Source organism: Streptomyces sp. ME19-01-6 (assembly GCF_033793745.1).
GTDB lineage: Bacteria > Actinomycetota > Actinomycetes > Streptomycetales > Streptomycetaceae > Streptomyces.
The window spans coordinates 161098-181472 of record NZ_JARAXF010000007.1 but is presented as its reverse complement, the minus strand read 5'-3'; the positions used below and the strand labels follow the sequence as shown (position 1 = coordinate 181472).

Annotated in this window: 17 protein-coding genes and 3 pseudogenes; 10 read left to right on the top strand and 10 right to left on the bottom strand. The window is 72.0% G+C overall.

Annotation, left to right across the window (positions count from 1 at the left end; translation table 11 throughout):
- Window positions 1-85: 85 nt before the first annotated feature.
- Window positions 86-946 carry a phosphatidylinositol-specific phospholipase C/glycerophosphodiester phosphodiesterase family protein gene (locus PV419_RS19130; protein ID WP_319690509.1) on the top strand — a complete coding sequence of 287 codons (861 nt, stop codon included), beginning with the start codon at window positions 86-88 and terminating at the stop codon, window positions 944-946.
- A gap of 143 nt (window positions 947-1089) precedes the next feature.
- Here PV419_RS19130 and PV419_RS19125 read toward each other — a convergent pair whose 3' ends face one another.
- Together PV419_RS19125 and xylB are read right to left on the bottom strand one after the other, a co-directional pair.
- The gene (locus PV419_RS19125) at window positions 1090-2319 is read right to left on the bottom strand and encodes an ROK family transcriptional regulator (protein WP_319690508.1); all 1230 of its coding nucleotides are present in this window, start codon (window positions 2317-2319) and stop codon (window positions 1090-1092) included.
- A gap of 74 nt (window positions 2320-2393) precedes the next feature.
- Window positions 2394-3857, bottom strand: a complete 1464-nt coding sequence (xylB, locus tag PV419_RS19120; RefSeq protein ID WP_319690507.1) for a xylulokinase — start codon at window positions 3855-3857, stop codon at window positions 2394-2396.
- Between the two features lie 122 nt (window positions 3858-3979).
- Here xylB and xylA point away from each other — a divergent pair, with 122 nt between their 5' ends.
- Window positions 3980-5152: a xylose isomerase gene (xylA, locus tag PV419_RS19115; RefSeq protein WP_319690505.1), complete on the top strand. Its 1173-nt coding sequence runs from the start codon at window positions 3980-3982 to the stop codon at window positions 5150-5152.
- Between the two features lie 131 nt (window positions 5153-5283).
- Here the strand turns inward: xylA and PV419_RS19110 are convergent.
- The 3 genes and pseudogenes from PV419_RS19110 to PV419_RS19100 all read right to left on the bottom strand — a co-directional run.
- Window positions 5284-6243 (bottom strand): annotated as a pseudogene (locus tag PV419_RS19110) (pectinesterase family protein); the annotation flags it as partial.
- Window positions 6244-6811: 568 nt separating this feature from the next.
- Window positions 6812-7621, bottom strand: coding sequence for a hypothetical protein (locus PV419_RS19105; protein WP_319690502.1), 810 nt, complete (start codon window positions 7619-7621; stop codon window positions 6812-6814).
- Window positions 7621-8010 carry a hypothetical protein gene (locus PV419_RS19100; RefSeq protein ID WP_319690500.1) on the bottom strand — a complete coding sequence of 130 codons (390 nt, stop codon included), beginning with the start codon at window positions 8008-8010 and terminating at the stop codon, window positions 7621-7623. The genes PV419_RS19105 and PV419_RS19100 overlap by 1 nt, the downstream gene beginning before the upstream one ends.
- Before the next feature lie 15 nt (window positions 8011-8025).
- On the opposite strand from PV419_RS19100, the gene PV419_RS19095 reads away from it, so the two are divergent.
- On the top strand, window positions 8026-8448 hold the full coding sequence (locus PV419_RS19095; RefSeq protein ID WP_319690498.1) for a hypothetical protein: 423 nt from the start codon (window positions 8026-8028) through the stop codon (window positions 8446-8448).
- A 22-nt stretch (window positions 8449-8470) separates the two neighbouring features.
- Here the strand turns inward: PV419_RS19095 and PV419_RS19090 are convergent, their stop codons facing one another.
- On the bottom strand, window positions 8471-9208 hold the full coding sequence (locus tag PV419_RS19090) for a PhzF family phenazine biosynthesis isomerase (RefSeq protein WP_319690497.1): 738 nt from the start codon (window positions 9206-9208) through the stop codon (window positions 8471-8473).
- Window positions 9209-9373: 165 nt separating this feature from the next.
- On the opposite strand from PV419_RS19090, the gene PV419_RS19085 reads away from it, so the two are divergent.
- Complete coding sequence (locus PV419_RS19085) at window positions 9374-9742, top strand: helix-turn-helix domain-containing protein (RefSeq protein ID WP_319690918.1); 369 nt, start codon at window positions 9374-9376, stop codon at window positions 9740-9742.
- Window positions 9743-9848: 106 nt separating this feature from the next.
- On the opposite strand, the pseudogene PV419_RS53320 reads toward PV419_RS19085, so the two are convergent.
- Window positions 9849-10001 (bottom strand): annotated as a pseudogene (locus PV419_RS53320) (winged helix-turn-helix transcriptional regulator); the annotation flags it as partial.
- Between the two features lie 129 nt (window positions 10002-10130).
- Here PV419_RS53320 and PV419_RS19075 point away from each other — a divergent pair.
- The gene (locus tag PV419_RS19075) at window positions 10131-10814 is read left to right on the top strand and encodes a carboxymuconolactone decarboxylase family protein (protein ID WP_415925343.1); all 684 of its coding nucleotides are present in this window, start codon (window positions 10131-10133) and stop codon (window positions 10812-10814) included.
- 168 nt (window positions 10815-10982) lie between these two features.
- Window positions 10983-11276, top strand: a complete 294-nt coding sequence (locus PV419_RS19070; protein WP_319690496.1) for a DUF1330 domain-containing protein — start codon at window positions 10983-10985, stop codon at window positions 11274-11276.
- 530 nt (window positions 11277-11806) lie between these two features.
- Here the strand turns inward: PV419_RS19070 and PV419_RS19065 are convergent.
- On the bottom strand, window positions 11807-13834 hold the full coding sequence (locus PV419_RS19065) for an AAA family ATPase (protein WP_319690495.1): 2028 nt from the start codon (window positions 13832-13834) through the stop codon (window positions 11807-11809).
- A 403-nt stretch (window positions 13835-14237) separates the two neighbouring features.
- Window positions 14238-16270, bottom strand: a pseudogene (locus PV419_RS19060) (DEAD/DEAH box helicase); the annotation flags it as partial.
- 183 nt (window positions 16271-16453) lie between these two features.
- On the opposite strand from PV419_RS19060, the gene PV419_RS19055 reads away from it, so the two are divergent.
- The 3 genes from PV419_RS19055 to PV419_RS19045 all read left to right on the top strand — a co-directional run bounded on the left by PV419_RS19055 (window position 16454) and on the right by PV419_RS19045 (window position 18572).
- Window positions 16454-16639, top strand: a complete 186-nt coding sequence (locus PV419_RS19055) for a hypothetical protein (RefSeq protein ID WP_319690493.1) — start codon at window positions 16454-16456, stop codon at window positions 16637-16639.
- 455 nt (window positions 16640-17094) lie between these two features.
- Window positions 17095-18285 carry a tyrosine-type recombinase/integrase gene (locus tag PV419_RS19050; protein ID WP_319690492.1) on the top strand — a complete coding sequence of 397 codons (1191 nt, stop codon included), beginning with the start codon at window positions 17095-17097 and terminating at the stop codon, window positions 18283-18285.
- Window positions 18282-18572, top strand: coding sequence for a hypothetical protein (locus PV419_RS19045; RefSeq protein ID WP_319690491.1), 291 nt, complete (start codon window positions 18282-18284; stop codon window positions 18570-18572). The genes PV419_RS19050 and PV419_RS19045 overlap by 4 nt, the downstream gene beginning before the upstream one ends.
- 269 nt (window positions 18573-18841) lie before the next feature.
- Here PV419_RS19045 and PV419_RS19040 read toward each other — a convergent pair whose 3' ends face one another.
- Window positions 18842-19096, bottom strand: a complete 255-nt coding sequence (locus PV419_RS19040; RefSeq protein ID WP_319690489.1) for a hypothetical protein — start codon at window positions 19094-19096, stop codon at window positions 18842-18844.
- On the opposite strand from PV419_RS19040, the gene PV419_RS19035 reads away from it, so the two are divergent.
- Window positions 19068-20369 (top strand): hypothetical protein, encoded by a 1302-nt coding sequence (locus tag PV419_RS19035; RefSeq protein WP_319690487.1) that lies wholly within the window; start codon window positions 19068-19070, stop codon window positions 20367-20369. The genes PV419_RS19040 and PV419_RS19035 overlap by 29 nt on opposite strands.
- The last annotated feature ends 6 nt before the right edge of the window (window positions 20370-20375 follow it).

The following is a 20375-nucleotide window of genomic DNA, read 5'->3' as shown; positions in this document are numbered from 1 at the left end:
CCAACCGGCCCACGCCGCCCCGATACTCACTGGCGTCCGTCGTGCACCCCCGGCCCCGCGCCGGGGCAAGAGCCGGGAGGCCCCCATGGTCCGCCGTACGCGCCGTGCCTTTGTCGTCACCCTCGGAGCAGCCCTGGCGGGCGGGATAGCCGCCCCCGCCTACGCGAGTTCGGGCTCCGGCAGGGGCAAGCCGCCGCTGGCCAGAGCCCACGCCCACAACGACTACGAACACCCGCACCCGCTCACCGACGCGCTCTCCCACGGCTTCGGGAGCGTCGAGGCCGACATCTGGCTGGTGGACGGCCAGTTGCTGGTCGCCCATGACGCGACCGACCTCGACCCCTCCCGCACGCTGGAGGCGCTCTACCTCGACCCGCTGGCGCGGCGCGTCAAGCAGAACGGCGGCCGGGTCTACCGCGGCCACGACCTGACGCTGCAGCTGCTCATCGACATCAAGACCGCGGGCGAGCCCACCTACCTCGAACTCGCCAAGCGCCTGCGCCGCTACCACCCGATGCTGTCCACCGCCCACGGCGGGGTCGGCGGCCGGGTGCGCCGCTCCGCGGTGACCGCCGTCATCTCGGGCGACCGTGGCGCGCGGGCCCCCATGGAGGCGGAACGGGTGCGCCACGCCTTTTACGACGGGCGTCTCGAGGACCTGGGCAGCGGCGTGCCCGCCTCCTTCATCCCGCTCATCAGCAGCAACTGGACGCAGAGCTTCAGCTGGCTGGGAGCCGGCCAGATGCCGCCGGCCGAGCGGGAGAAGCTGCGCCAGATCGTGGGCTCGGCGCACGCGAGCGGCCAGCGCGTCCGCTTCTGGGCCACCCCTGACGTGGCGGGTGCGGAGCGCGAGGTGCTGTGGCGCGAACTCCTCGCCGCCGACGTCGACTACATCAACACCGACGACCTGGCGGGTCTGGAGGACTTCCTGCGGGGCGCTCACTGACCCGCCCTGCGGGCTCACGGCAGTCACTGGCAGATCGTATGATCACCACACGCGCCTCCCCGGGAGGCGCGTGTCGGCCAGTCGGGCGACAGCACTCACGACACGCCGAGCGAGCCGGGCCACAGGGGTCCCTGTGGCACGCCTTACGCGCCGTCTCCCCTCAGCGCCGCCGGGTCGTCCAGGACCGCTTGGACCACCGAGCCCGCCGCGCCCAGCACCGGGCCGTCGGAGCCCAGCCGGGAGACGGTCACCACATCCTGGCCCGGCCGGGCCGGATCCGTGAGCCGCCGCGCCAGCTCCCGCTCCAGAGCGGGCAGCAGCCAGGGCGCCAGCGGGGTCAGCGCCCCGCCGAGCACCACCTTCTGCGGGTCCAGAAGGTTCACCGTGCCCGCCAGGGCGATGCCCAGCGCCGCGCCCGCGCCGCGCAGCGCCCGCCGCACCCGCTGGTCGCCGTCCGCAGCGCGCCGGGCCAGCAGGGCGATCCGGCCCCCGGGGGCCCGGTGTTCGGCGGCGGCCTGCTCCGCATGGACGCCCCCGGCCCGCAGCACCGCTTCCTCGCCCGCGTACTGCTCCAGACAGCCGCGCCCGCCGCACGCGCACGCGGGGCCCTCGGGCCGCACCGGCACATGGCCCAGCTCGCCCGCGAAGCCATGCGTCCCGCGCAGCAGCCGCCCGTCGATCACCACGGCGGCACCGATGCCGATCTCGGCCGAGACATGCACGAAGTCACGCGGCGCGGGGTCGTGCCCGCCGAGCCACAGCTCCGCGAGCGCGCCCAAGTTGGCCTCGTTGTCGACGGTGAGGGGGAGGCCGGGCAGGGCCTCGCGCAGCGCGGGACCCACATCCACGTCCTCCCAGCCGAGGTTCGGCGCCCGCACCACGACGCAGGACTCGCGTGCCACCAGCCCCGGCACCGCCACCGAGAGCCCCGCCGGCCGCAGCCCCTCGCCCTCCGCCTGGGCCGCGACACGTCGTACGAGCTCGGCGAGCCGCCCGAGCACGGGGCCCGGCGCGCGGCCCCGGTTCGCCGACTCGACCTGGGCCCGCAGCCGCACCCGCCTGCCGAGGTCCATCGCGCACACCGCCAGGTGGTCCACGCCTATCTCCGCGCCCAGCCCGGCCGGTCCGCGCTCGTTGAGCTGCAGCGCGCTGCCGGGACGGCCGACCGTGCCCGGCCGGGACGGCCCGAGCTCCACCAGCAGCCCGTCCCGGGCCAGCTCGTCGACGAGGGTCGAGACGGCGGCCCGGGTCAGCCCGATCCGGGCCGCGACGGCGGCGCGGGACAGCGGACCGTGCGTGGCGACGGCGTGCAGCACGAGGGAGAGGTTGTGTCTGCGGATCGCCTGCTGGGTGTTGGGCAGTGGCGCTGCCACCTGGCGGTTCTCCTGTCCTTGGCGGTCGGCGGTCCTGGACCCCGCGCTGCGTCTCCGTGGCCCGGCCCGAAACCTTACGGTGCCGGTCGGCGCAGCAATGCGTCGGCATCCGACAGGACCCCGGCCAGGCGCTCCAGCGCCGCCCGGTCGCGCTCCACCGGCTCGTACGAGGGCCCCTCCGCCGTCCTCCAGCGCCGGGCCACCGCCGCCGGGTCCTCGCCCAGCAGCAGGCCCGCGGCCTGGGCGGCGGCGCCGAGCGCGACCAGTTCCTCGGCCCGGGGCACCTGGACGGGCCGGCCGCTGAGGCGGCGTACCGTCTCCCGCCACGCCGTGCCCCTGGCGCCGCCGCCGATGAGCAGCAGCGGCGCGTCGGGCGCGGCGTCCGCGTCCAGGACCCGGTCGAGCGCGGTGAGCAGCGCGAACACGGCCCCGTCGTAGGCCGCCTGGAGCACCTGACCCGGCGTCGTGTCATGGCGCAGCCCGTACAGCAGCCCGGAGGACAGCGGCAGGTCGGGGGTGCGCTCGCCGTCGAGGAACGGCAGCAGGACGGCCGAGCCGCCCTGCTCCACCGCCTCGCGGTCGCGGCCGAGCAGGGCGGCGATCCGGTCCACGGCCAGCGTGCAGTTGAGCGTGCAGGCCAGCGGCAGCCAGGCGTCGCGCGTGTCCGCGAACCCCGCGACCACCCCCGTGGGGTCGGCGGGTCGGCGCGCCGAGACGGTGTAGACCGTACCGGAGGTGCCCAGGCTCAGCACGGGCTGCCCCGGCCGCAGGCCAAGGCCCAGGGCCGCCGCCATGTTGTCGCCCGTGCCGGTGGCCACCAGGGCCCCGGCGGGCAGCGGCAGGTCCGGGAGGTGCCGCACGGTCCCGGCCGCCTCCCCGTGCCGCAGCACGCGCGGCAGCAGGTCGGGGGAGAGGCCGACGTGCTCCAGGATCTGCCCGTCGTACGACTCGGTCGCCGACGCCCACCAGCCGGTGCCGGAGGCGTCGCCGCGGTCGGTCGTGCCCTGGCCGGTGAGCCGCTCGGTGAGGTAGTCGTGGGGGAGCCGCACGGCGGCGGTGGCCCGCGCCGCCTCGGGCTCGGTCTCCTTCAGCCAGGCCCACTTGGTGACGGTGAAGGCGGGCGCGGGCACGCTGCCGACCCGCTCCGCCCACACCTTGGGGCCGCCCAGCTCCTCGACCAGGCTGTCGCGCTGCGGGGCCGACCGCACGTCGTTCCACAGCAGCGCCGGACGCACCGGGCGCCCCGCGGCGTCCAGCGTGACCAGGCCGTGCTGCTGGCCGCCGACCGAGACCGCGGCCGCCTGCCGGGCGTGCGCCCCGCACTGGCCGAGTGCCTCGGCCAGCGCCCGCCACCACTGCTCCGGGTCGCTCTCCTTGCCGTCACCCCCCGCCCCGCCGCCGACGGTGTGCGGCGCCTGGCCGCGCGCGACGACCTGGCCGGTCGCGGCGTCGACGACCAGCGCCTTGGTGGACTGCGTGGAGCTGTCCACGCCGACGACCAGCGGTCCCTCGGGCACGGGCACGGCTGCTGCTGCCATCGCGCTCTCCCTTTCATGTCCCTGTATGCGGCTGACCAGTGTGTGGCTGAGCGGGGCTTCCCCGGAATGCTCGTGCATACTAATTTGTAAAGCGCCATGACGAAATAGGCGAGGGAGCCGCGATGAGCTACAACCCCACCCCCGAAGACAAGTTCACCTTCGGTCTGTGGACGGTCGGCTGGCAGGGCAGGGACCCCTTCGGGGACGCCACCCGCCCGGCGCTCGACCCCGTCGAGTCCGTGACGCGGCTCGCCGAGCTCGGCGCGTACGGCGTAACGTTCCACGACGACGACCTGATCCCCTTCGGCGCCTCCGAGACCGAGCGCGAGTCACACATCAAGCGCTTCCGGCAGGCCCTGGAGGCCACGGGCATGACCGTGCCCATGGCCACCACCAACCTCTTCACCCACCCGGTCTTCAAGGACGGCGCGTTCACCGCCAACGACCGGGACGTGCGCCGCTACGCGCTGCGCAAGACCATCCGCAACATCGACCTCGCCGTCGAGCTGGGCGCCAAGATCTATGTGGCCTGGGGCGGGCGCGAGGGCGCCGAGTCCGGCGCCGCCAAGGACGTGCGCGCCGCGCTCGACCGGATGAAGGAGGCCTTCGACCTGCTCGGCGCCTATGTCACCGAGCAGGGCTACGACCTGCGGTTCGCCATCGAGCCCAAGCCCAACGAGCCGCGCGGCGACATCCTCCTGCCGACCGTCGGCCACGCGCTCGCCTTCATCGAGCGGCTGGAGCGGCCCGAGCTGTACGGAGTCAACCCCGAGGTCGGCCACGAGCAGATGGCCGGGCTGAACTTCCCGCACGGCATCGCCCAGGCGCTGTGGGCGGACAAGCTGTTCCACATCGACCTCAACGGCCAGTCCGGCATCAAGTACGACCAGGACCTGCGCTTCGGGGCGGGCGATCTTCGGGCCGCCTTCTGGCTCGTCGACCTCCTGGAGACGGCCGGCTATCAGGGCCCGCGCCACTTCGATTTCAAGCCGCCGCGCACCGAGGACATCGCGGGCGTCTGGGCGTCCGCCGCCGGGTGCATGCGCAACTACCTCATCCTCAAGGAGCGGACCGCCGCTTTCCGGGCCGACCCGGAGGTCCAGGAGGCGCTGCGCGCCTCGCGCCTGGACGAACTGGCGCGCCCGACGCTGGGCGAGGGGGAGACCCTGGCCGGTCTGCTGGCGGACCGCGCCGCCTTCGAGGAGTTCGACGTCGAGGCCGCGGCGGAGCGCGGCATGGCCTTCGAACGCCTGGACCAGCTGGCGATGGACCACCTGCTGGCCGCCCGCGGCTGACCGCGCCCGGCGGCCGGCCCGCGTCGTGCGGGCGTGGGCCGGCCGCCGGTTTCGCGCGGTACGGGCGTGGGCCGGCCGCCGGTCCTGCCCCCCGACGGGACCGGCGGCCGGGTCCTACGGGACCGGAGCCGTCAGGGCGTCCAGCCGCCCAGCCAGTCCGCGATCTCGTAATTCGCGGCCTGGGAGTCGCTCAGCTGCGGCCGGTCGGTGCTCGCCGAGCCGGAACCCGCCCCGGTGTTCTTGTACTCGGCGAAGCGGTCGTCCTTCCAGGAGAAGCCGCTCATGTCGGTCCACGGGGTGGTCCGGATCGCGGCGCTCAGGGAGGTGTTGCGGACGACGGCCTGCGGGTCCAGACTCGCGTCGCCGCCCGCGTGCCAGGGGCGGCCGAGGTAGTGGCTGCGGTCGCTGACATCGCCGGTGATGTTGCTGTTGATGATCAGGAAGCCGTGTTTGCCGGCCGCGGTCGAAGGTGCGGCCACGTACCCGGCCGAGCTGCCGTCGTACCGCTTGACCAGCCGTATCGTCGACTTGGTGATGACGGCGGAGGCACGGCCGAAGATGAAGTCGACATTGCCCTGGATCCAGGCGTTGTTGACGTACACCCGCCCGACCTTGTCCTTGCTCGCGGAGTCCAGCAGCAGGGTGTCCTGGTCGCCCAGGGCCCCGATGTTGTCCAGGACGATCTTGTCGCCCGCGGTGCGCAGCGCCACCGCCTGCTTGTCGGTGATGCTGGTGTTCGCCTCGTTGAAGTCGTTGACGAACTGCAGATTGCGGGCCTGGAAGTCGTCCGCTTCGACGGCGACCGTCGCGCTGCCGCTGGTGCCGTAGGTCCCGCCGCCGGGCTTGGGGGTGCCCGAGGCGTTGTTGTAGACGATGGTCACGTCGTTCTTGCTGCTGGTGGTGCCCACCAGCCGGATGTGCGGCTTGTTGCTGGGGATCTTCACCGTCTCGCGGTACGTGCCGGGCTTGACGGAGATGGTGACGGCTGAGGGGTTGTTCGCCGGCACCGCGTTGACCGCGGCCTGAACGGTGGTGTAGTTGCCGCTGCCGTCCTTCGCGACGACGATCGTGGCCGCGGCCTTGGCCTGCGCCGCCGGTGCGCCAGCGGCGACCAGCACGGCACCCGTGGCCAGGGCGAGCGGGGCGCTGACGAGCGGTCCAGTAAGGCGCCGCCGAGGGCGCCGGTCCGATGTGGGCATGGGGGTGACTCCGTCCCGTGGAGACGTGCCGGACATACTGATGCCCTGCGGTTGCCGCGCGGGGCGGAAAGGTTGCCGGGTGCGGTTGGCCCGTCGGGATTTGGTCCGCATTTCCCGATCTCGGTGGGGCCCGGGGCGGCTGGCGTGCTCCCGGCTGCGGGGCCGCGTGAGGCGGAACGGTTGCCGGGCGCGGCCGACCGGCCCGGTCTCTCCGAAACCTGCAAGGCCCGCGGCGCCTGGGCACGCCCCGGCCACCGCTGGGCGGGGTGCCCGTAGCCTTCGGTCCTTCGGCTGGGAGGTGTGACAGGTCCAACGGGGCCCTGCCCTGCGGCAGGGCCCCGCCCGTGCGGTCCCCGCCAGCCCGCGTCCTGCGCCGACGCGGTCTGTCCGGTGCCGCCACCTGTCCGGGGCGGCGGCGGTGCGTCCAGGGCCGTCGGCGCTGCCGCGCAGGCAGCGGCCGTCAGCCCGTACCCCCCGCCGCTTCCACGGCTTCCGCTGTCGCCGATCCGTCCGGCGCCGCCACCAGCCCGGGCGGGGGCACCGCCTCCAGGACCGCCAGCGCCGCCGCCGGGTCGTGGTCCGGTGGTCCGGCCGGCCACCAGCGGCCGCGCTCCTTGCGGTAAGGCCACCAGCGCCCGTCCCGGCCGTAGCGCAGTTGCGCGTCCGCGCCGACCACCGTCCAGCGGTGGCCCGCCGCCCGCAGCCGCGGCGCGCCTTCCTCTCCCTCCCAGGCGGCGGCGAGCGAGGCGCGGGCGCGCGCGAGTGCCTCGTCGGCCGGAGTCCACTCCTCCTCCAGGACGGCGAGCCCGCCAGGCCCGCCGTGCCCCCAGGCGCGTACGGCCCGCGGCGAGGCGGTCGGCGATACCGGCAGGGGGCCCGGCGGCGGCCAGCCGCACCGCGTCCTGCCAGGATGTGAGCGCGGTCGGCAGCATGGCCGCGGCGTGGCCGGCGCCAGCGCCTCGGCCAGCAGGCGCTGGGCGCGCACCGCGGCGTCCGCGGCCAGGAACTCCAGCGCGACGACGTCCAGCCCCGGGGCCGGGTCGCTCCCGCCGCTCAGTACCGGCGGCCGACCGGGCTCGGCCACGGCCGGTGGGGGCGCCGGCAGCGGCTGCCGGGAGGCGGCCGCGGCGAACGCCTCCCGGGCCGGCACGCCCTCCCGGACCCGGATCGCGGCCTCCTCCGCCGCGCCGCCCGGGGCGCGCCCGGCGGCGCGGGCCACGCTGCGCACCTGGAGTTCGTCCAGGAGCTCGCGCTCCCCCCGGCCGCGCATCACAGGGGGATCGGTTCGAGACCGAGAACATCGCGGACACCGGCGCCGGGTCGCCCGGCCGCTTGCTCACCCAGACCCTGCAGACGACCCGCTTCGCCCGCGCCCTCGCCCATGACCTCCTCCCGGGAGCCGACCGGTTCCTTGCCTGGCGCGCGCGTTACCAGGACCACCCGAAACAGCAGGTCAAGAATCCCGAACAGCGCCTGGTTGCCGGTCCGGTCCGCCTCGGCCTGGCCGGCAGGGACGGTGAGGCCTGGGGCGAGCACTTCGGCTGGGGCTCGCCGTTTCACCGGGGACGGCGGACCGTAGTCGTAGATCGTGGGGAGCCGGTCCAGCACACGCAGACTACGCACGAGCGCAGATACGTGCTGCCCGACCAGCGGGTGCACAGGGAGGCGGCTCCTGTGGTCGCCGCCGGCGTGGCCTCGGCACTGCACAAGGCGAGAGAGACGGTGAAACTCAAGGCCCGACTCGTCTTGGAGCGCGACCCCGCCGACCAGGAGACAGCCACCGCCGACTGCGCGGACCCGGACGGCAGCCCCGTCCCGCTGCCCGACGGCGGCTGCGGAGCCTCGTTCCTTCTGTGCCTGGCCTGCGAGAACGCACGCGTCCGCGACGACCATCATCCCCGACTGGTCCTGCTGCACCAGGCACTGGGCAACGCCCGGTCCGCTCTGCCGCAACTGGTCTGGGACCGGCGCTGGGGTGATCCCGCCGCCCGCCTGGAGGACCTGGCGTCCGCTCCCGCCCGACGCACCGCACGAACGCTTCGTCCTGGCCGCACCGGCCGACAGCCCGTGGGCGGCTCTGCTCGGCACGCAGCCTGACCGGCCCTGAGTACCGCAGGCCTCAGCGCACGACCGTTCGCGCGATCGTGGCTTGGCCGCCGACCCGGATTCGGTGCTCCACGCCGTCGTGGTGAACGGTTGCTGTGATGGTCGACGGGCAGCCGAGGTGGTCGCCCATGTCGACGATGAGGCGGTCCGTACCGGATCCGGCCGCGTGCGCGGCCAGGCAGGCGGTGCTGTTGGCGTTGGCGATGTCCTCGGGGACTCCGATCGACGGCGCGAACATCCGGGCTGCCGCCCGGCCGTGCCGGTCCGGGAGCGAGTAGGCGTAGCAGCCCAGCAGACCGTGGCGGTCGCAGGCTGCGCGCAGCAGGGTGAAGTCCGGGGTGAGTTCGGCCAGCACGGCGCGCGACCGGACGGGCAGCAGAAGCCTCGGCCGCCCGTTCGACGCCACGCAGGCGTCCCCGGCGACTGCGTCCTCGGGCAGTCCGAGGCCGTGTGCGATCGCCTCCAGTTCGGGCCCTTGGGCGTCGCTCAGGCTGACCGGGCCTGGATCGAACGATGCTGTCAGGCTGTCACCGTTTCGGGTGACCCGGCCGTCGAAGCTGCGGTGGGTCGTCCGCAGGACGGCGCGGTAGTCGTCGCCGCCTTCACGTTCGGCGAGCAGCGCGAGGGCGGCGACGGTGCCGTGGCCACAGGCGGGCAGTTCGCCTGCGCCGGTGAAGAACCGGAGGGTGTACGACGGATGGGCGCGCTCGGTTCCGGCCGCGCGGAGGAAGACGGCGTGCGACGTTCCCAACTCCGTGGGAAGGCCACGATGGTCCCCATCGTTTCGTTTTCCGAAGCGATCTCGGATGGTAGCGTTTCGGAATCCGAAGCGTCAACCTTGGAGGCTGGACTGCACGCCATGCCAACCCCAAAACCCGGCAAGCCAGTTCGTGGTTCGACCACCGGTCGCCCCCTCATGGCCGCACTCGACCTGTTCGGACGGCGGTGGAGTCTGCGCATCCTTTGGGAGCTGCGCGGGGGCCCCCTTGGGTTCCGCCCCCTGCAGAAGCAGTGCGACGACATGTCCTCCAGCGTGATGCGGCAGCGCCTGATCGAACTGCTGGATGCCCACGTGGTTCACCAACTACCCGACGGCCGGTACGAGCTCACTCCACTGGGGCGGGATGCCTGCCTCGCACTCGGCCCCCTCGTCCAGTGGTCGGAGCGCTGGGCGGCGATGCTCGACCCGCAACCGGCGCACCGCAACAGTGAGCGGCCCGCCGACGGCACCTCGCATCCCGACACCGTGGGCGACGGGACGCCCGAGAGGGGTTCTGCCGGCTGACGCCCGCGCGGCCTGGGTTGACGGCGTGCTCGGAACCTCCGCCGGCACCTAGGTCCTCGCCGAGCTGGGTGAGGTGATAGGCGTCGCCGTGCAAAGTGAGCACGCGGGCGCCGGTCAGCTCGCCCAGCCGGGTGCTGGGCACGCTCGATGACATGCGTTCACAACGGCGCTGCAACTCCCGGAAGCCTGCCGGGGCTTGGCTCAGTTTGCACAGGATGCACAGCGTCCAGCGCCGCCCGAGCAGATCAAGTGCAGCCATGACCGGGCGCCCTGAATCGGACCCTCGTACCGGTGAGCCCGGCCGAGGCGTTCTGGCTTCCATGCCCACTCCTTGCGCTTCGAGTTTCGAAGCATCATAGTGATTCGAAAACCGAAGCAGGAAGTGCCCATGCCACGCATCGAACCGCTCACCCCGCCATATCCCGCGCCCATCGACCAGGCACTGCGCCGATGGATGCCTCCCGGCGTGACACACGAGCCGCTCACACTGTTCCGGGTACTGCACCGCAACCCGGAACCGGCCTCACGCATGTTCGCCCTGGGGGCCGGCCTGCTGGGCCACGGACATCTTCCCGCCATCGACCGCGAGATCATCATCGCCCGAGTGACCGCGCGCACCGGCTGCGCCTACGAATGGGGGGGCACACGCCGCGACCCTCGCCCAGCAGGCCGGACTGAGCCGGGAACAGCTCCAGGCCACCACCGACATCGACGTCGCAGCCAACACCGCGTGGCCGCCTCGTCATGCGGCACTGCTCAACGCCGTCGACGAACTGCACGACACAGCACAACTCTCACAACCCGCTTGGGATTCCCGGGGCGTCCACTACGAAGACGCCCAATTCCTGGAGTTCCTCGTGTTGGCCGGCTGGTACCGAGCCATCAGCTGCCTGGCCAACGGGCTCCTCCTGGAGGAAGAGCCCTGGGGCGCCCCGTTCCCGGCGCCGTGAGCCCTTTCCGACTCCACGCTGAGCTGGCCAGATGTAGAGCGAGGACGGCTTGGGCGGGACATGTTCACGACTTCATCCAGACAGGGATGCCTGGTGAACTGAGCGATTGGCACGAGTTGTAGGCAGGGCTCCATCGCCAACTGAGACATCGTCTTATCTCAACAGCACACCACAATCAGCCAGTCCCTTGCGAACCGCCCTCTGACATGCCCGGTGATCCGTCGCCGGGGCCGATCAATCTGAGTGGCGACTCGAAGGCTGGCACGCTTGTCCGAACACAGGAGGTTTCCATGGCCAAGGGCTACTGGGTCAGCGTCTACCGCACCATTTCCGACCCCGAGAAGCTAGCCGCCTACAACAAGTTGGCCCGTCTGGCCGTCGAGCCCTGGGGCGGGCGGACGCTCGTCCGCGGCGGTCGGGTCGTCGCCCACGACGCCGGAATCGCCGAGCGCACCGTCCTGGTCGAGTTCGACACCTTTGAACAGGCGGTCGCGGCACGCGAGAGCGCGGCATACCAGGAGGCGCTGGTCGTCCTTTCCGACGGCGTCGAGCGCGACTTCCGCATCGTCGAAGGCATCGACTGACCGGCGCACTGACGTTCAGGCCGGCCTGGCGGCCCCGCCGGCCTCGTCGGCAGAACTCACGCTCGCCCGAAGCGAACCGCGAACCGGTACTCATGCGACAGATCGGTCCAGCGAGCAAACGGATCTGATGACCAGCGGCACGTCCAGCATCCATCTGCTGCGTGACCCGTCGGGGCTACTTTCATGAAAGGCCCGTGACCAGCAGGAATGCCGGTCGCGGGCCTTTTTTGTGATCTCCAGTGTGCATGCGAGTGTGCACGAGTGCCCGAGAAAACCTCACTCACACTCCTGTCCGACATTGCGGGACAAGCCTTACCCGTCCGAGGCGAACCCCTCGGACGGGTAGAACAGGTCGCAGACTCCGTCGGTCTCAGTCTGCAGGGACCCGTTAGCCGGCTCCCTCGTTGGACGACGCACGCCGGACGGCAGGACACCAGGCTGAGCAGGGAGGCCAGGGCTACACCAGTCCGTACGTTGACGGCGCGTTGGGGCACTTGTGCGCCCGCGGCGACCACGCGGGCGCCGCGCCATCATGCGGGCTGGGTGGTGATGGTGCACAGGCGCTTGGTGGCCCGGGTCAGGGCCACGTACAGGTCCCTCTCCCCGCCGGGGCGGGCCGTGATGATCTCCTCGGGGTTCAGGACGACGACCCCGTCGAACTCGAGGCCACGTGCTTCGGACGCGGGCACGATGCGTGCGTGGTCGGCGATGCCGTGAGCCGTCAACTGGCTCACCCGGGTGTCCGCGCAGATCACTCCCAGGAGTTCGTCCGGCTGCGCGGTGCTCTGGGCGCGCAGTTCCTCCACGACGGCGGTGACCAACCCGTCCCCATGTGTGGTCACGGTGCGCGGGCTCTCACCGCTGCGCAGTGACCGTGTGGGCCGCTGGTCCGGAGCGATCCGCGCGAGCAGGTCCCGGACGCTCTCCAGGATCTCCTGCGTGGTGCGGTAACTGACCGTCAGGTCGTGCAGTCTGAACCGCGTCCCGACATGCGGACTCAGGGCTTCCTTCCAGTCGCGTGCCGTCGTGGCCGGGCCCGACTGGGCGAAGTCACCCACCAGCGTCATCGCCCTCGCCGGGCAGCGGCGGACGATCATCCGCCACTGCATAGCGGTCAGTTCCTGCGCCTCGTCGACGACGACGTGCCCGTACGTCCGCTCGGGCGGGCCGTCGACCAGGCTCGCCGCCTCGTCCAGCAACGGCACGTCCGCATCGGTCCACGGGGCGTCCGGGGCACGCAGGAGAAGGGACCGCTCCTGCGGGGTCAGGGTCGGCAGGCGCTCGGCCAGGGCATCGGCATCCGTCAGCAGTGCCTTCACGAGGTCGCCGGGTACCAGCCTCGGCCACAGCGCCTCGACCGCCCGGTCGACACCGGCGTCGTCGAGGAGATCGGCCCCGATGGCGTCCAGGTCCAGCTCGTGGACCGGACCCGGGTCGGCGGCGCCCTCGGCACGGCGCTGGGCGACCCCCGTGAACCGGTCTAGGTTCAGGCCCGTCATCTGCTCGGCGTCGGCGTCGATCTGCTCCAGGAGGTCGCCCATGTCCCGTTGCATCGCGTCGGTGACGGCGTCGACCAGGAGTTCCTTGAACGCCTGGCGCGCGGGGTTGTGGCCGGATGCGGCCGCCAGGGCGGCGGCGCGTGCAGTGGCGACCTCCTTCTCGGACAGGTGGACCAGTTCCTGCCCGACCCGGACGGTGAAGTCACCGGCGGGGGCCTGGTGGTCTCGCAGCAGGCCGGCCAGGGCGTCGGCGAGGTCCAGGCCGCCCTTGAGGCGCGCCGTGTCGAACGGGTCCACTGCGTCCGGGGACACTCCGGCCAGTTCCTGACAGATCGTCAGATCGACGTCGTTCTCCCCGAGCGAGGGAAGGACCTGGGAGATGTAGTCGAGGAAACGGGTGTTGGGGCCCACCACGAGGACGCCTTCCTCCGCGGCGCGCGGGAACGCGTACAGGACGTAGGCCGCCCGGTGCAGGGCGACCACCGTCTTGCCGGTGCCGGGCCCGCCCTGCACCACGGTCACCCCGCGGTGGGCGGAGCGGACGATCTCGTCCTGCTCGGCCTGCAGCGTCGCGACGGCCGCGTGCATCCTGCCCGTACGCCGTGCCGACAGAGCCTCGGTCAACGGGCCGTCACCCACGACGTCTTCGTCGGTCGGGGCGGTCCCGTCGAGCAGTTCGTCGCTCACCGAGACGACCGTGCGCTCCTCGAGGCGCAGGTGCCGGCGCCGCCGCAGATCCATCGGGTGGCCCGGTGTCGCCTCGTAGAAGGGCCGCGCCGCGTTCGCGCGCCAGTCCACGAGCAGCGGCAGTTCGTCCTCCTCCGTGTGCAGTCCGATCCGCCCGATGCGCAGGGCCGTGCCGTCCGTCCAGTCGATGCGCCCGAAGACCAGCCCCTTCTCGGCGCCTTCCAGCCGGCCGATCTCCTTGGTCAGGCGGTCGGCGGCGATCTCTCTCTCGTACGCCTCGCCGGCGCTGTCCGCCGGGGCCTTCAGCACACTCGCCCGGTTCGCTCGCGCCTCGGAAAGCCGCTCGGTGAGCAGCTCATACAATGAGGACACGTAACCTTGCTCCGATTCAACCGCACGCACGGCGGAATCATTTGTGTTTGACAACAAGGGACTCCTTCGATTCGAGCCGCACCATACGGCCAAAGTTCCCTAAAGGTAAGTCTTGACTTACTTGTTGCGTCTATGTCCTTACGGCTGACCGCACTTCGTGTCATGCATTCCGTCGTTTCCCTTGAATGCCGGTGATACTTTCCCGTGCACGGGAAAAGCAGTGAATCCAGGGAAAGGTTCGTGGTCGCGTCACAGGCCGGGACGGGGCTGGCCTGCATTCCAAATGCGGACACCGGCGGTCGTCGTGATCCGGTTGTGTGACGCGGCGAGTTGGGTAATGTTCCCGCCGCCGTGTGCGGCCAGGATGCCGGACCTTGACGACTCAACATGCTGACTTGACAGGGAAGTCGAGGATCGCCCGCAGTTCGGAGAGGTTGTTCTCGATGGGGGTTCCGGTGAGCGCGACGCGCGCCTTGGCGCCGATGGTGCGCAGCTGCTTGGCGGTCGCCGAGTACGGGTTCTTGACGTGCTGTGCCTCGTCGGCGACCACCAGGCCCCAGCCCCGGGCACCGCGTCGGCCAGCCGCCGCGCGTCGAGCCGCATCGTCCCGTACGTGGTGAGGACGAACTCCCCGTCCGCCAGCTGCGCCAGGGTGCGCGCGGCGCCATGGAAGCGGCGCACCGGGGTGCCGGGCGCGAACCGTTCGATCTCGCGCTGCCAGTTCCCCAGCAGGGAGGCGGGGGCGACCACGAGGGTGGGGCCGGCGGCCTCGGGGACGGCCTGGCGGTGGAGGTGGAGGGCGATCAGCGTGATGGTCTTGCCAAGACCCATGTCGTCGGCGAGCGTGCCTCCGAGGCCGAGCGAGGTCATCCGGCTCAGCCAACCCAGGCCCCGCAGCTGGTAGTCGCGCAGGGTGGCGGCCAGGCTCGCGGGCTGGGTGACGGGCCCGTGCCGCGGTCCCTCGGGGTCGGCGAGATGGTCCCGCAACGTGGCCAGCCAGCCGGCGGCCCGCACCTCGACCCCGGTGCCCTCGGTCTCCGCGCGGCCGGTCAGGACGGCGCCGAGCGCGTCGGCGGTGGTGATGTCGCGGTCCTTGCGGCCGCGGGCCCGGCGGGCCGCCGCCGGGTCGATGACGATCCATCGGTCACGCAGCCGCACCACCGGGCGGGCGGCCTCGGCGAGCCGGTCCAGCTCCGCCCGGGTGAGCTCCTGGTCGCCGACGGCGAACCGCCAGCTGAAGCGGAGCAGCGCGTCGGCCGACAGAGCCGACAGATACGAGGGCATCGCGGATCCGGCGGGGCCCGGCCCTTCGCCCTCGGCACCGCCGTGCGGGCCGACGACAGCACGCGCGGTCAGCCCCCGCGCGAGCTCCTTCGGCCAGTGGACCTGGACTCCCGCGGAGTCCAGGTTCCCGGCCGCCGGGCCGAGCAGCTCGATGACCTCCTCGTCGGCGAGGTGGAGCGCCTCGGGGACGGCGGCGGACAGCAGCGGTGCGAGCGGCGCCCAGGCGCGGGCGGCCCGTCGCAGCGTCAGCAGCGCGTCCATACGGGCACGCGGACCGAGGGCAGCGGCGGCGGCCGAGGTGCCCGCCCACACTTCGGCGGCGTCTGCCGCCAGGGCGGGGTCGGCCAGGCTGTGGAGTTGGAGGACGGCGCGGAAGCGGGGACCGGACGGGGCCTTCTCGCCGCCCCCGGTGAGGTCGGCGTCCAGCAGCTCGATCCGCAGCGACAGCCGGACACCGGCGCCGTGCCCGGCGGCGAGATCCGCCGCCCAGGCCCGCTGCTCGGGCAGGCGCCGAGGCTCGGCCGCGGCGAAGGCCGGCCCGCCGGCGGCCAGGGCCGCCGCGGGCGAGCGCGGCAGTCCGTCGGCGACCGCGTCGAGGAACGCGCGGACGTGCCGCTCCGGCTCCGGCAGGCGCACCGGATCGGTGCCGGGCAGGGGCACGGCGTGTGCGGCCGGGGGCGTGGCGGCGGCCAGGTCGCGCACCGGCCGCAGATCCTCGTGGGCGAGCGGGCCGACGGGCCACGCGTCGTGGTCGGTGGCCGTGAGCCCGGGCAGCAGCCTTCTGCGGGCGGCGAGCTGCAGGGCGAGCACCGCGGCGGCGCCCCAGAAGGCCGCCGTGGGATCGGCCTGGGGGGAAGGGTCGTGCGCGGCGCGGGCCCGGGCGCGGCTGAGCACCGGAAGCGCCTCGGCCAGGGGCAGGACGAGGGCCCGTACGGCACGGGTACCGACGCCCGGCTCCCCGTCGTCCCCGTCGGAGAGGGCCGGGACCACGATGGTGATCTCTTCGGTGGTACCCGGGCCGGTGGGTTCCTGGCCGTCAGTCCGCCAGAAGGCGACGCGTCCGGTCCGCGCCGGGTCGGCGGGGAGGAAGACGGCGGTACAGCGGCTGAGTTCGGCGATCTCGGAGGCCGTTGCCACGGTGGGTGGTGTCACGGAGCTGACGCATTCCTCAAATTTGACTAGCGGGAGCGGCCGAGGGTACCCGACGAGTGGCCCGCCCGGGCGGGCGTCCTGTGTGAAGCACCTCACCCGGATCGTTCGCACTCAGGAACCGGACGCCGCCGGTGTCCGTTGACAGGAGTGAAGCGGCATGAGCCGTGAAGGAGGCAGAGGGAGATGTCCAAGCGCGCTGTGGCCGTCGCCGGGGGTGCGGCGATAGGAGTGATCCTGCTGTGTCAGCTGCTGCCGTTCTGGGCGGCGGTCCTGGTGATCGTCGGTGTTCCCACGCTGGCATACCTGTTGCTCGACCCCTCCCAGCGGCGCAGACTGCGCCGGGTGTCGCGCAAGGAACTGGGGCGCTGACCGCGGCCGCGGCGGCTGACGGCGAATTCCCCGATGGAAACCAGAGAAGGGATGCGGCAAGGCGGGGCAGGGGCGCAGCGGGAGACGGCGGGACACCGTGTGGCGGAGCGAACCGGACCGTCGGCCGGGCTCGGGGTCCAGGGTGCACGCGCCTGGGAGTGACCGCGCAACACCGATCGCGGGTGTCACCCGGACCCCGTCCAACCGTGCCGTGAGGACCCGGTCGACCCGGCGCCCCCGTGCCCCCGCCGCCCTCGGCCCGGTGGCCTGGCGGTCCAGCGATCCGGGGTCGGGCCTTCCGTAAATGACTTGTGCCGTTGGCCGGCACCGAGTCGTTGACCGGACTACGGAAGGAACGCCGGGCAGGTGCGCATCCCCCGCTTGGTCTAGTCGATAGACGTTGCGTATCCCGATCCCGTGACGTCCGCGCCATCCATCTCCCGCGCTGGAGGCGCGTGGCTACGGACCCAGGTGTCGTGCCCTGGCTGGTCTTCGACGAGGAGCGGAAGGTCGTGCAACCAGTCCGCAGGTTCTTGATCGACTTCATCGCCCGGGACAACCGGACCGGCAGCGTGCGCAGCTACGCCTACGACCTGCTGCGCTGGTGGCGGTGGCTGCGGGTGGCCGATGTCGAGTGGAACCGCGCGACCTCGGCAGAGGTTCGGGACTTCGTGCTGTGGCTCAGGGCCGCGACGAAGCCGCGCAGGTCGGCGCGTACACATTCCGCGTCGACCGCGGGGACCACGAATCCGATCACGAGAAAGACATACCTTGACGACCGCTACAAGCCGCGGACGATTCGGCACAGCAACGCCGGTGCTGCGAGCTTCTACGAATTCTGGATCGAGTCGGGCGGCGGACCGCTGGTCAACCCGGCGCCGCTGGCGCGGTCCGACCGGCGCCGGCCGCATGCTCATCACAACCCGCTGGAGCCCTTCCGACGGGGCGAGGGACGGCTGCGCTACAACCCAAAGGTTCCCCGGCGCGGGCCCCGGCAGATGCCGGACGAGCGGTGGAACGAGTTGTTCCGGGCCCTGCGCTCGAACCGGGACCGGGCGATCCTGGCGCTGGCGGTCAGCAACGGCGCCCGCGCGTCCGAGCTCCTGGGCGTCCGCGGAGTCGACCTCGACCGGGGTGACCAGCTCATGCGGGTCGTGCGCAAGGGCACCTTGGCCGAGCAGTGGCTGCCGGCCAGCCCGGAGGCATTCGTTTGGACCCGCCTCTACCTCACCGAGGGACCGCCGGCCGATCCCCAGGTCCCACTGTGGCGGACCCTGCGCCGCCGGGACCACGGTGAAGGGCTGGCCTACCAGCCCATGAACTACGAGGCGCTGCGCGCCGTGTTCCGCAGGGTCAACGCCTTGCTGGGCACGAACTGGTCAATGCACGACCTTCGCCACACCGCCGCCCTGCGCATGGCCCGCGACGAGAGCCTGTCTCTGCGAGACGTGCAGACCATCCTCGGCCACGCCCATCTGAGTACGACGGCCGGCGTCTACCTGGTGGAAGAAGAGTCACAGGTCATCCGACGCGTTCAAGAGCACCTTGTCGAGCCGAAGGAACGGGCGAAGCGCCCCGCCCCACCTGTCGCAGTGGGCTACGACGCGAGCGACCTGGACGTGCTGTTCAGCGAGGGTGCGACATGACCCGCCAGGCACCCCGCCGCGCCAACTCGATTCGACGAGCCGGAACCGGCCCGACGCCGCCACGGCGGCTGTTCGTCGAGCACGACCTGAAGGCTGACGAGGACCGCATCGGCCCGCACGACCGGCTCAGCCGGGACGAGGTCCTCGCCCTACTGCCCACCCTGCCGGCCTGGCCGCAGAGAACGTACAGCCGCGGAGTCGCTCCCGGGACCCGGCGTCTTGCCGGGGCGGCCAAGATCCTCGACTGGCTGTTGACCCACCCCGGGGAGGGCTGGCAGGCACGCTGACCGCCGACGCCGACCGCGGCAAGGAGTGGCTCGGCGCCCTGACCGAGGGCGACCCACGCTGCGAAGAATCCCGGCGCAGCGAAATCCTCCTGGGCCTGAACAGCCTCATGATCAGCAAGATTGTGCTGCCTCGCCACGGGTTCCTCCGCCGCTTCAAGGCTCTGACGCTACTCAAGGACGTCCAGCGGATGTTCCCCGTCGGCCGACTCGACCGCATGCGCGAGTACGGGGTCGAACTCGGCATAACACCCCGGCACATCGACGAGGGCCTACGGGTGATCTCCGCGATCATCCTGCACACCGGACGTGACCTGGAAGAACTCACCGGCGAAGACATCTTCCACCTGCGGGCTGTCGCCCGCCGCGACCGAGGCGAAGCCTATGTGGGCACCCATCCCGCCTGGGACCTGTTGCGCGGCATCGGCGTCATTGACTCCAAGGACACCCTCAAGGACGCGCTGCGGCACGGCCAGCGGCCCACCGCGGAACTGGGCGATGCCTACAACCCTCCAGTCCACGCTCATCCGCGACATGCTGGTCCGCTACCTCGAAGAGCGCCGCCCGGGCGTCGACTACGGGACCTTCCGCGGGCTGGTGAGCGAGTTGGCGGGCGTCTTCTGGGCGGACATCGAGGCCCACCATCCCGGCATCGAGACCCTGCGCCTGCCCCATCTGCCGCTTCTGGTGGAGACCGCCGAGGGCGTCCGACGCGAAACGGCCGCGCTGCTGGAAGCCGCCCGCGCCACCCCCTTCGAAGAGGTCTTCGAACACGAAGGCGCCCGCTACCTGCGCATCCTGCCCAAGGTCAACCAGATCCCCAGCCGCCTGGACCACGGCTCCCAGTACATCTACATCAAGGAGGTCGGCAGCACCGGCCGCCGGATCAACCAGAGCGTCGTCGAAGACGACGCCTTCTGGGCCTGGGCAGCCATCGAAACCCTCCGCCACACCAGTGTCCGAGCTGAGGAACTGACCGAGTTGACCCATCTCGCCCTGGTCTCCTACAAGCTTCCCGACACCAGCGAGATCGTCCCGCTGCTCCAGATCGTGCCGTCCAAGAGGCAACGAGGAACGTCTCTTGCTCGTCACGACGGCAAGATCCCACTGGTCGCCCGCTACGACCACCACGAGCGCGTCACCGGCCCGCAGCTCCCCCACCTCTTCCAGCGCCGGCCCTACTGGCAGGCCCAAGGCTTGAACGAGACCAGCATCAAACGCTTCCTCGACCGCACCCTCGCAGCCACCGGGGGCCTGCCCGTCCACATCGCTGCCCGCATCCTCGGCCACAAGACGCTGACCACCACCCAGGCGTATCTCGCCGTCTTCCAGGACGACCTGGTGCGGACCTACCGCAGCTTTTTGGACCGGCGCAGGGCCGACCGGCCCCAGGAGGAGTACCGCGAGCCCACCGAGCAGGAGTGGCGCGACTTCCAGCAGCACTTCGAGCTGCGCAAGGTCTCCCTCGGCACCTGTGGACGGCCCGACGGAACCCCCTGCAAGCACGAACACGCCTGCATCCGCTGCCCTGTCCTCCAGATCGACCCCCGCCAACGACCGCGCCTCATCGAGATTATCCAGAACCTCCGCGAACGCATCCGCGAAGCCCGTGGCCACGGCTGGCTTGGCGAAGTCGAAGGACTCCAGGTCAGCCTCGACGCCGCCACCGCCAAGCTCAACAGTCTCAGCCGGGCCCCGGCCGACGGCCGGCCGCAGCTGGTCGACCTCGGCATGCCCGTCTTCACCGACCCCGCACCGCCGCCTCCGCGAGAACCGGGAGAACACGGGGCCCGGGCCTGAGCCTCT

Coding starts and splice junctions, on each gene's coding strand:
- PV419_RS19130 (WP_319690509.1), top strand. CDS start 86: ATGGTCCGCCGTACGCGCCGTGCCTTTGTCGTCACCCTCGGAGCAGCC.
- xylB (WP_319690507.1), bottom strand. CDS start 3,857: ATGGCAGCAGCAGCCGTGCCCGTGCCCGAGGGACCGCTGGTCGTCGGC.
- xylA (WP_319690505.1), top strand. CDS start 3,980: ATGAGCTACAACCCCACCCCCGAAGACAAGTTCACCTTCGGTCTGTGG.
- PV419_RS19105 (WP_319690502.1), bottom strand. CDS start 7,621: ATGCGCGGCCGGGGGGAGCGCGAGCTCCTGGACGAACTCCAGGTGCGC.
- PV419_RS19085 (WP_319690918.1), top strand. CDS start 9,374: ATGGCCGCACTCGACCTGTTCGGACGGCGGTGGAGTCTGCGCATCCTT.
- PV419_RS19075 (WP_415925343.1), top strand. CDS start 10,131: ATGCCACGCATCGAACCGCTCACCCCGCCATATCCCGCGCCCATCGAC.
- PV419_RS19070 (WP_319690496.1), top strand. CDS start 10,983: ATGGCCAAGGGCTACTGGGTCAGCGTCTACCGCACCATTTCCGACCCC.
- PV419_RS19055 (WP_319690493.1), top strand. CDS start 16,454: ATGTCCAAGCGCGCTGTGGCCGTCGCCGGGGGTGCGGCGATAGGAGTG.
- PV419_RS19045 (WP_319690491.1), top strand. CDS start 18,282: ATGACCCGCCAGGCACCCCGCCGCGCCAACTCGATTCGACGAGCCGGA.
- PV419_RS19035 (WP_319690487.1), top strand. CDS start 19,068: ATGCCTACAACCCTCCAGTCCACGCTCATCCGCGACATGCTGGTCCGC.
- PV419_RS19040 (WP_319690489.1), bottom strand. CDS start 19,096: ATGAGCGTGGACTGGAGGGTTGTAGGCATCGCCCAGTTCCGCGGTGGG.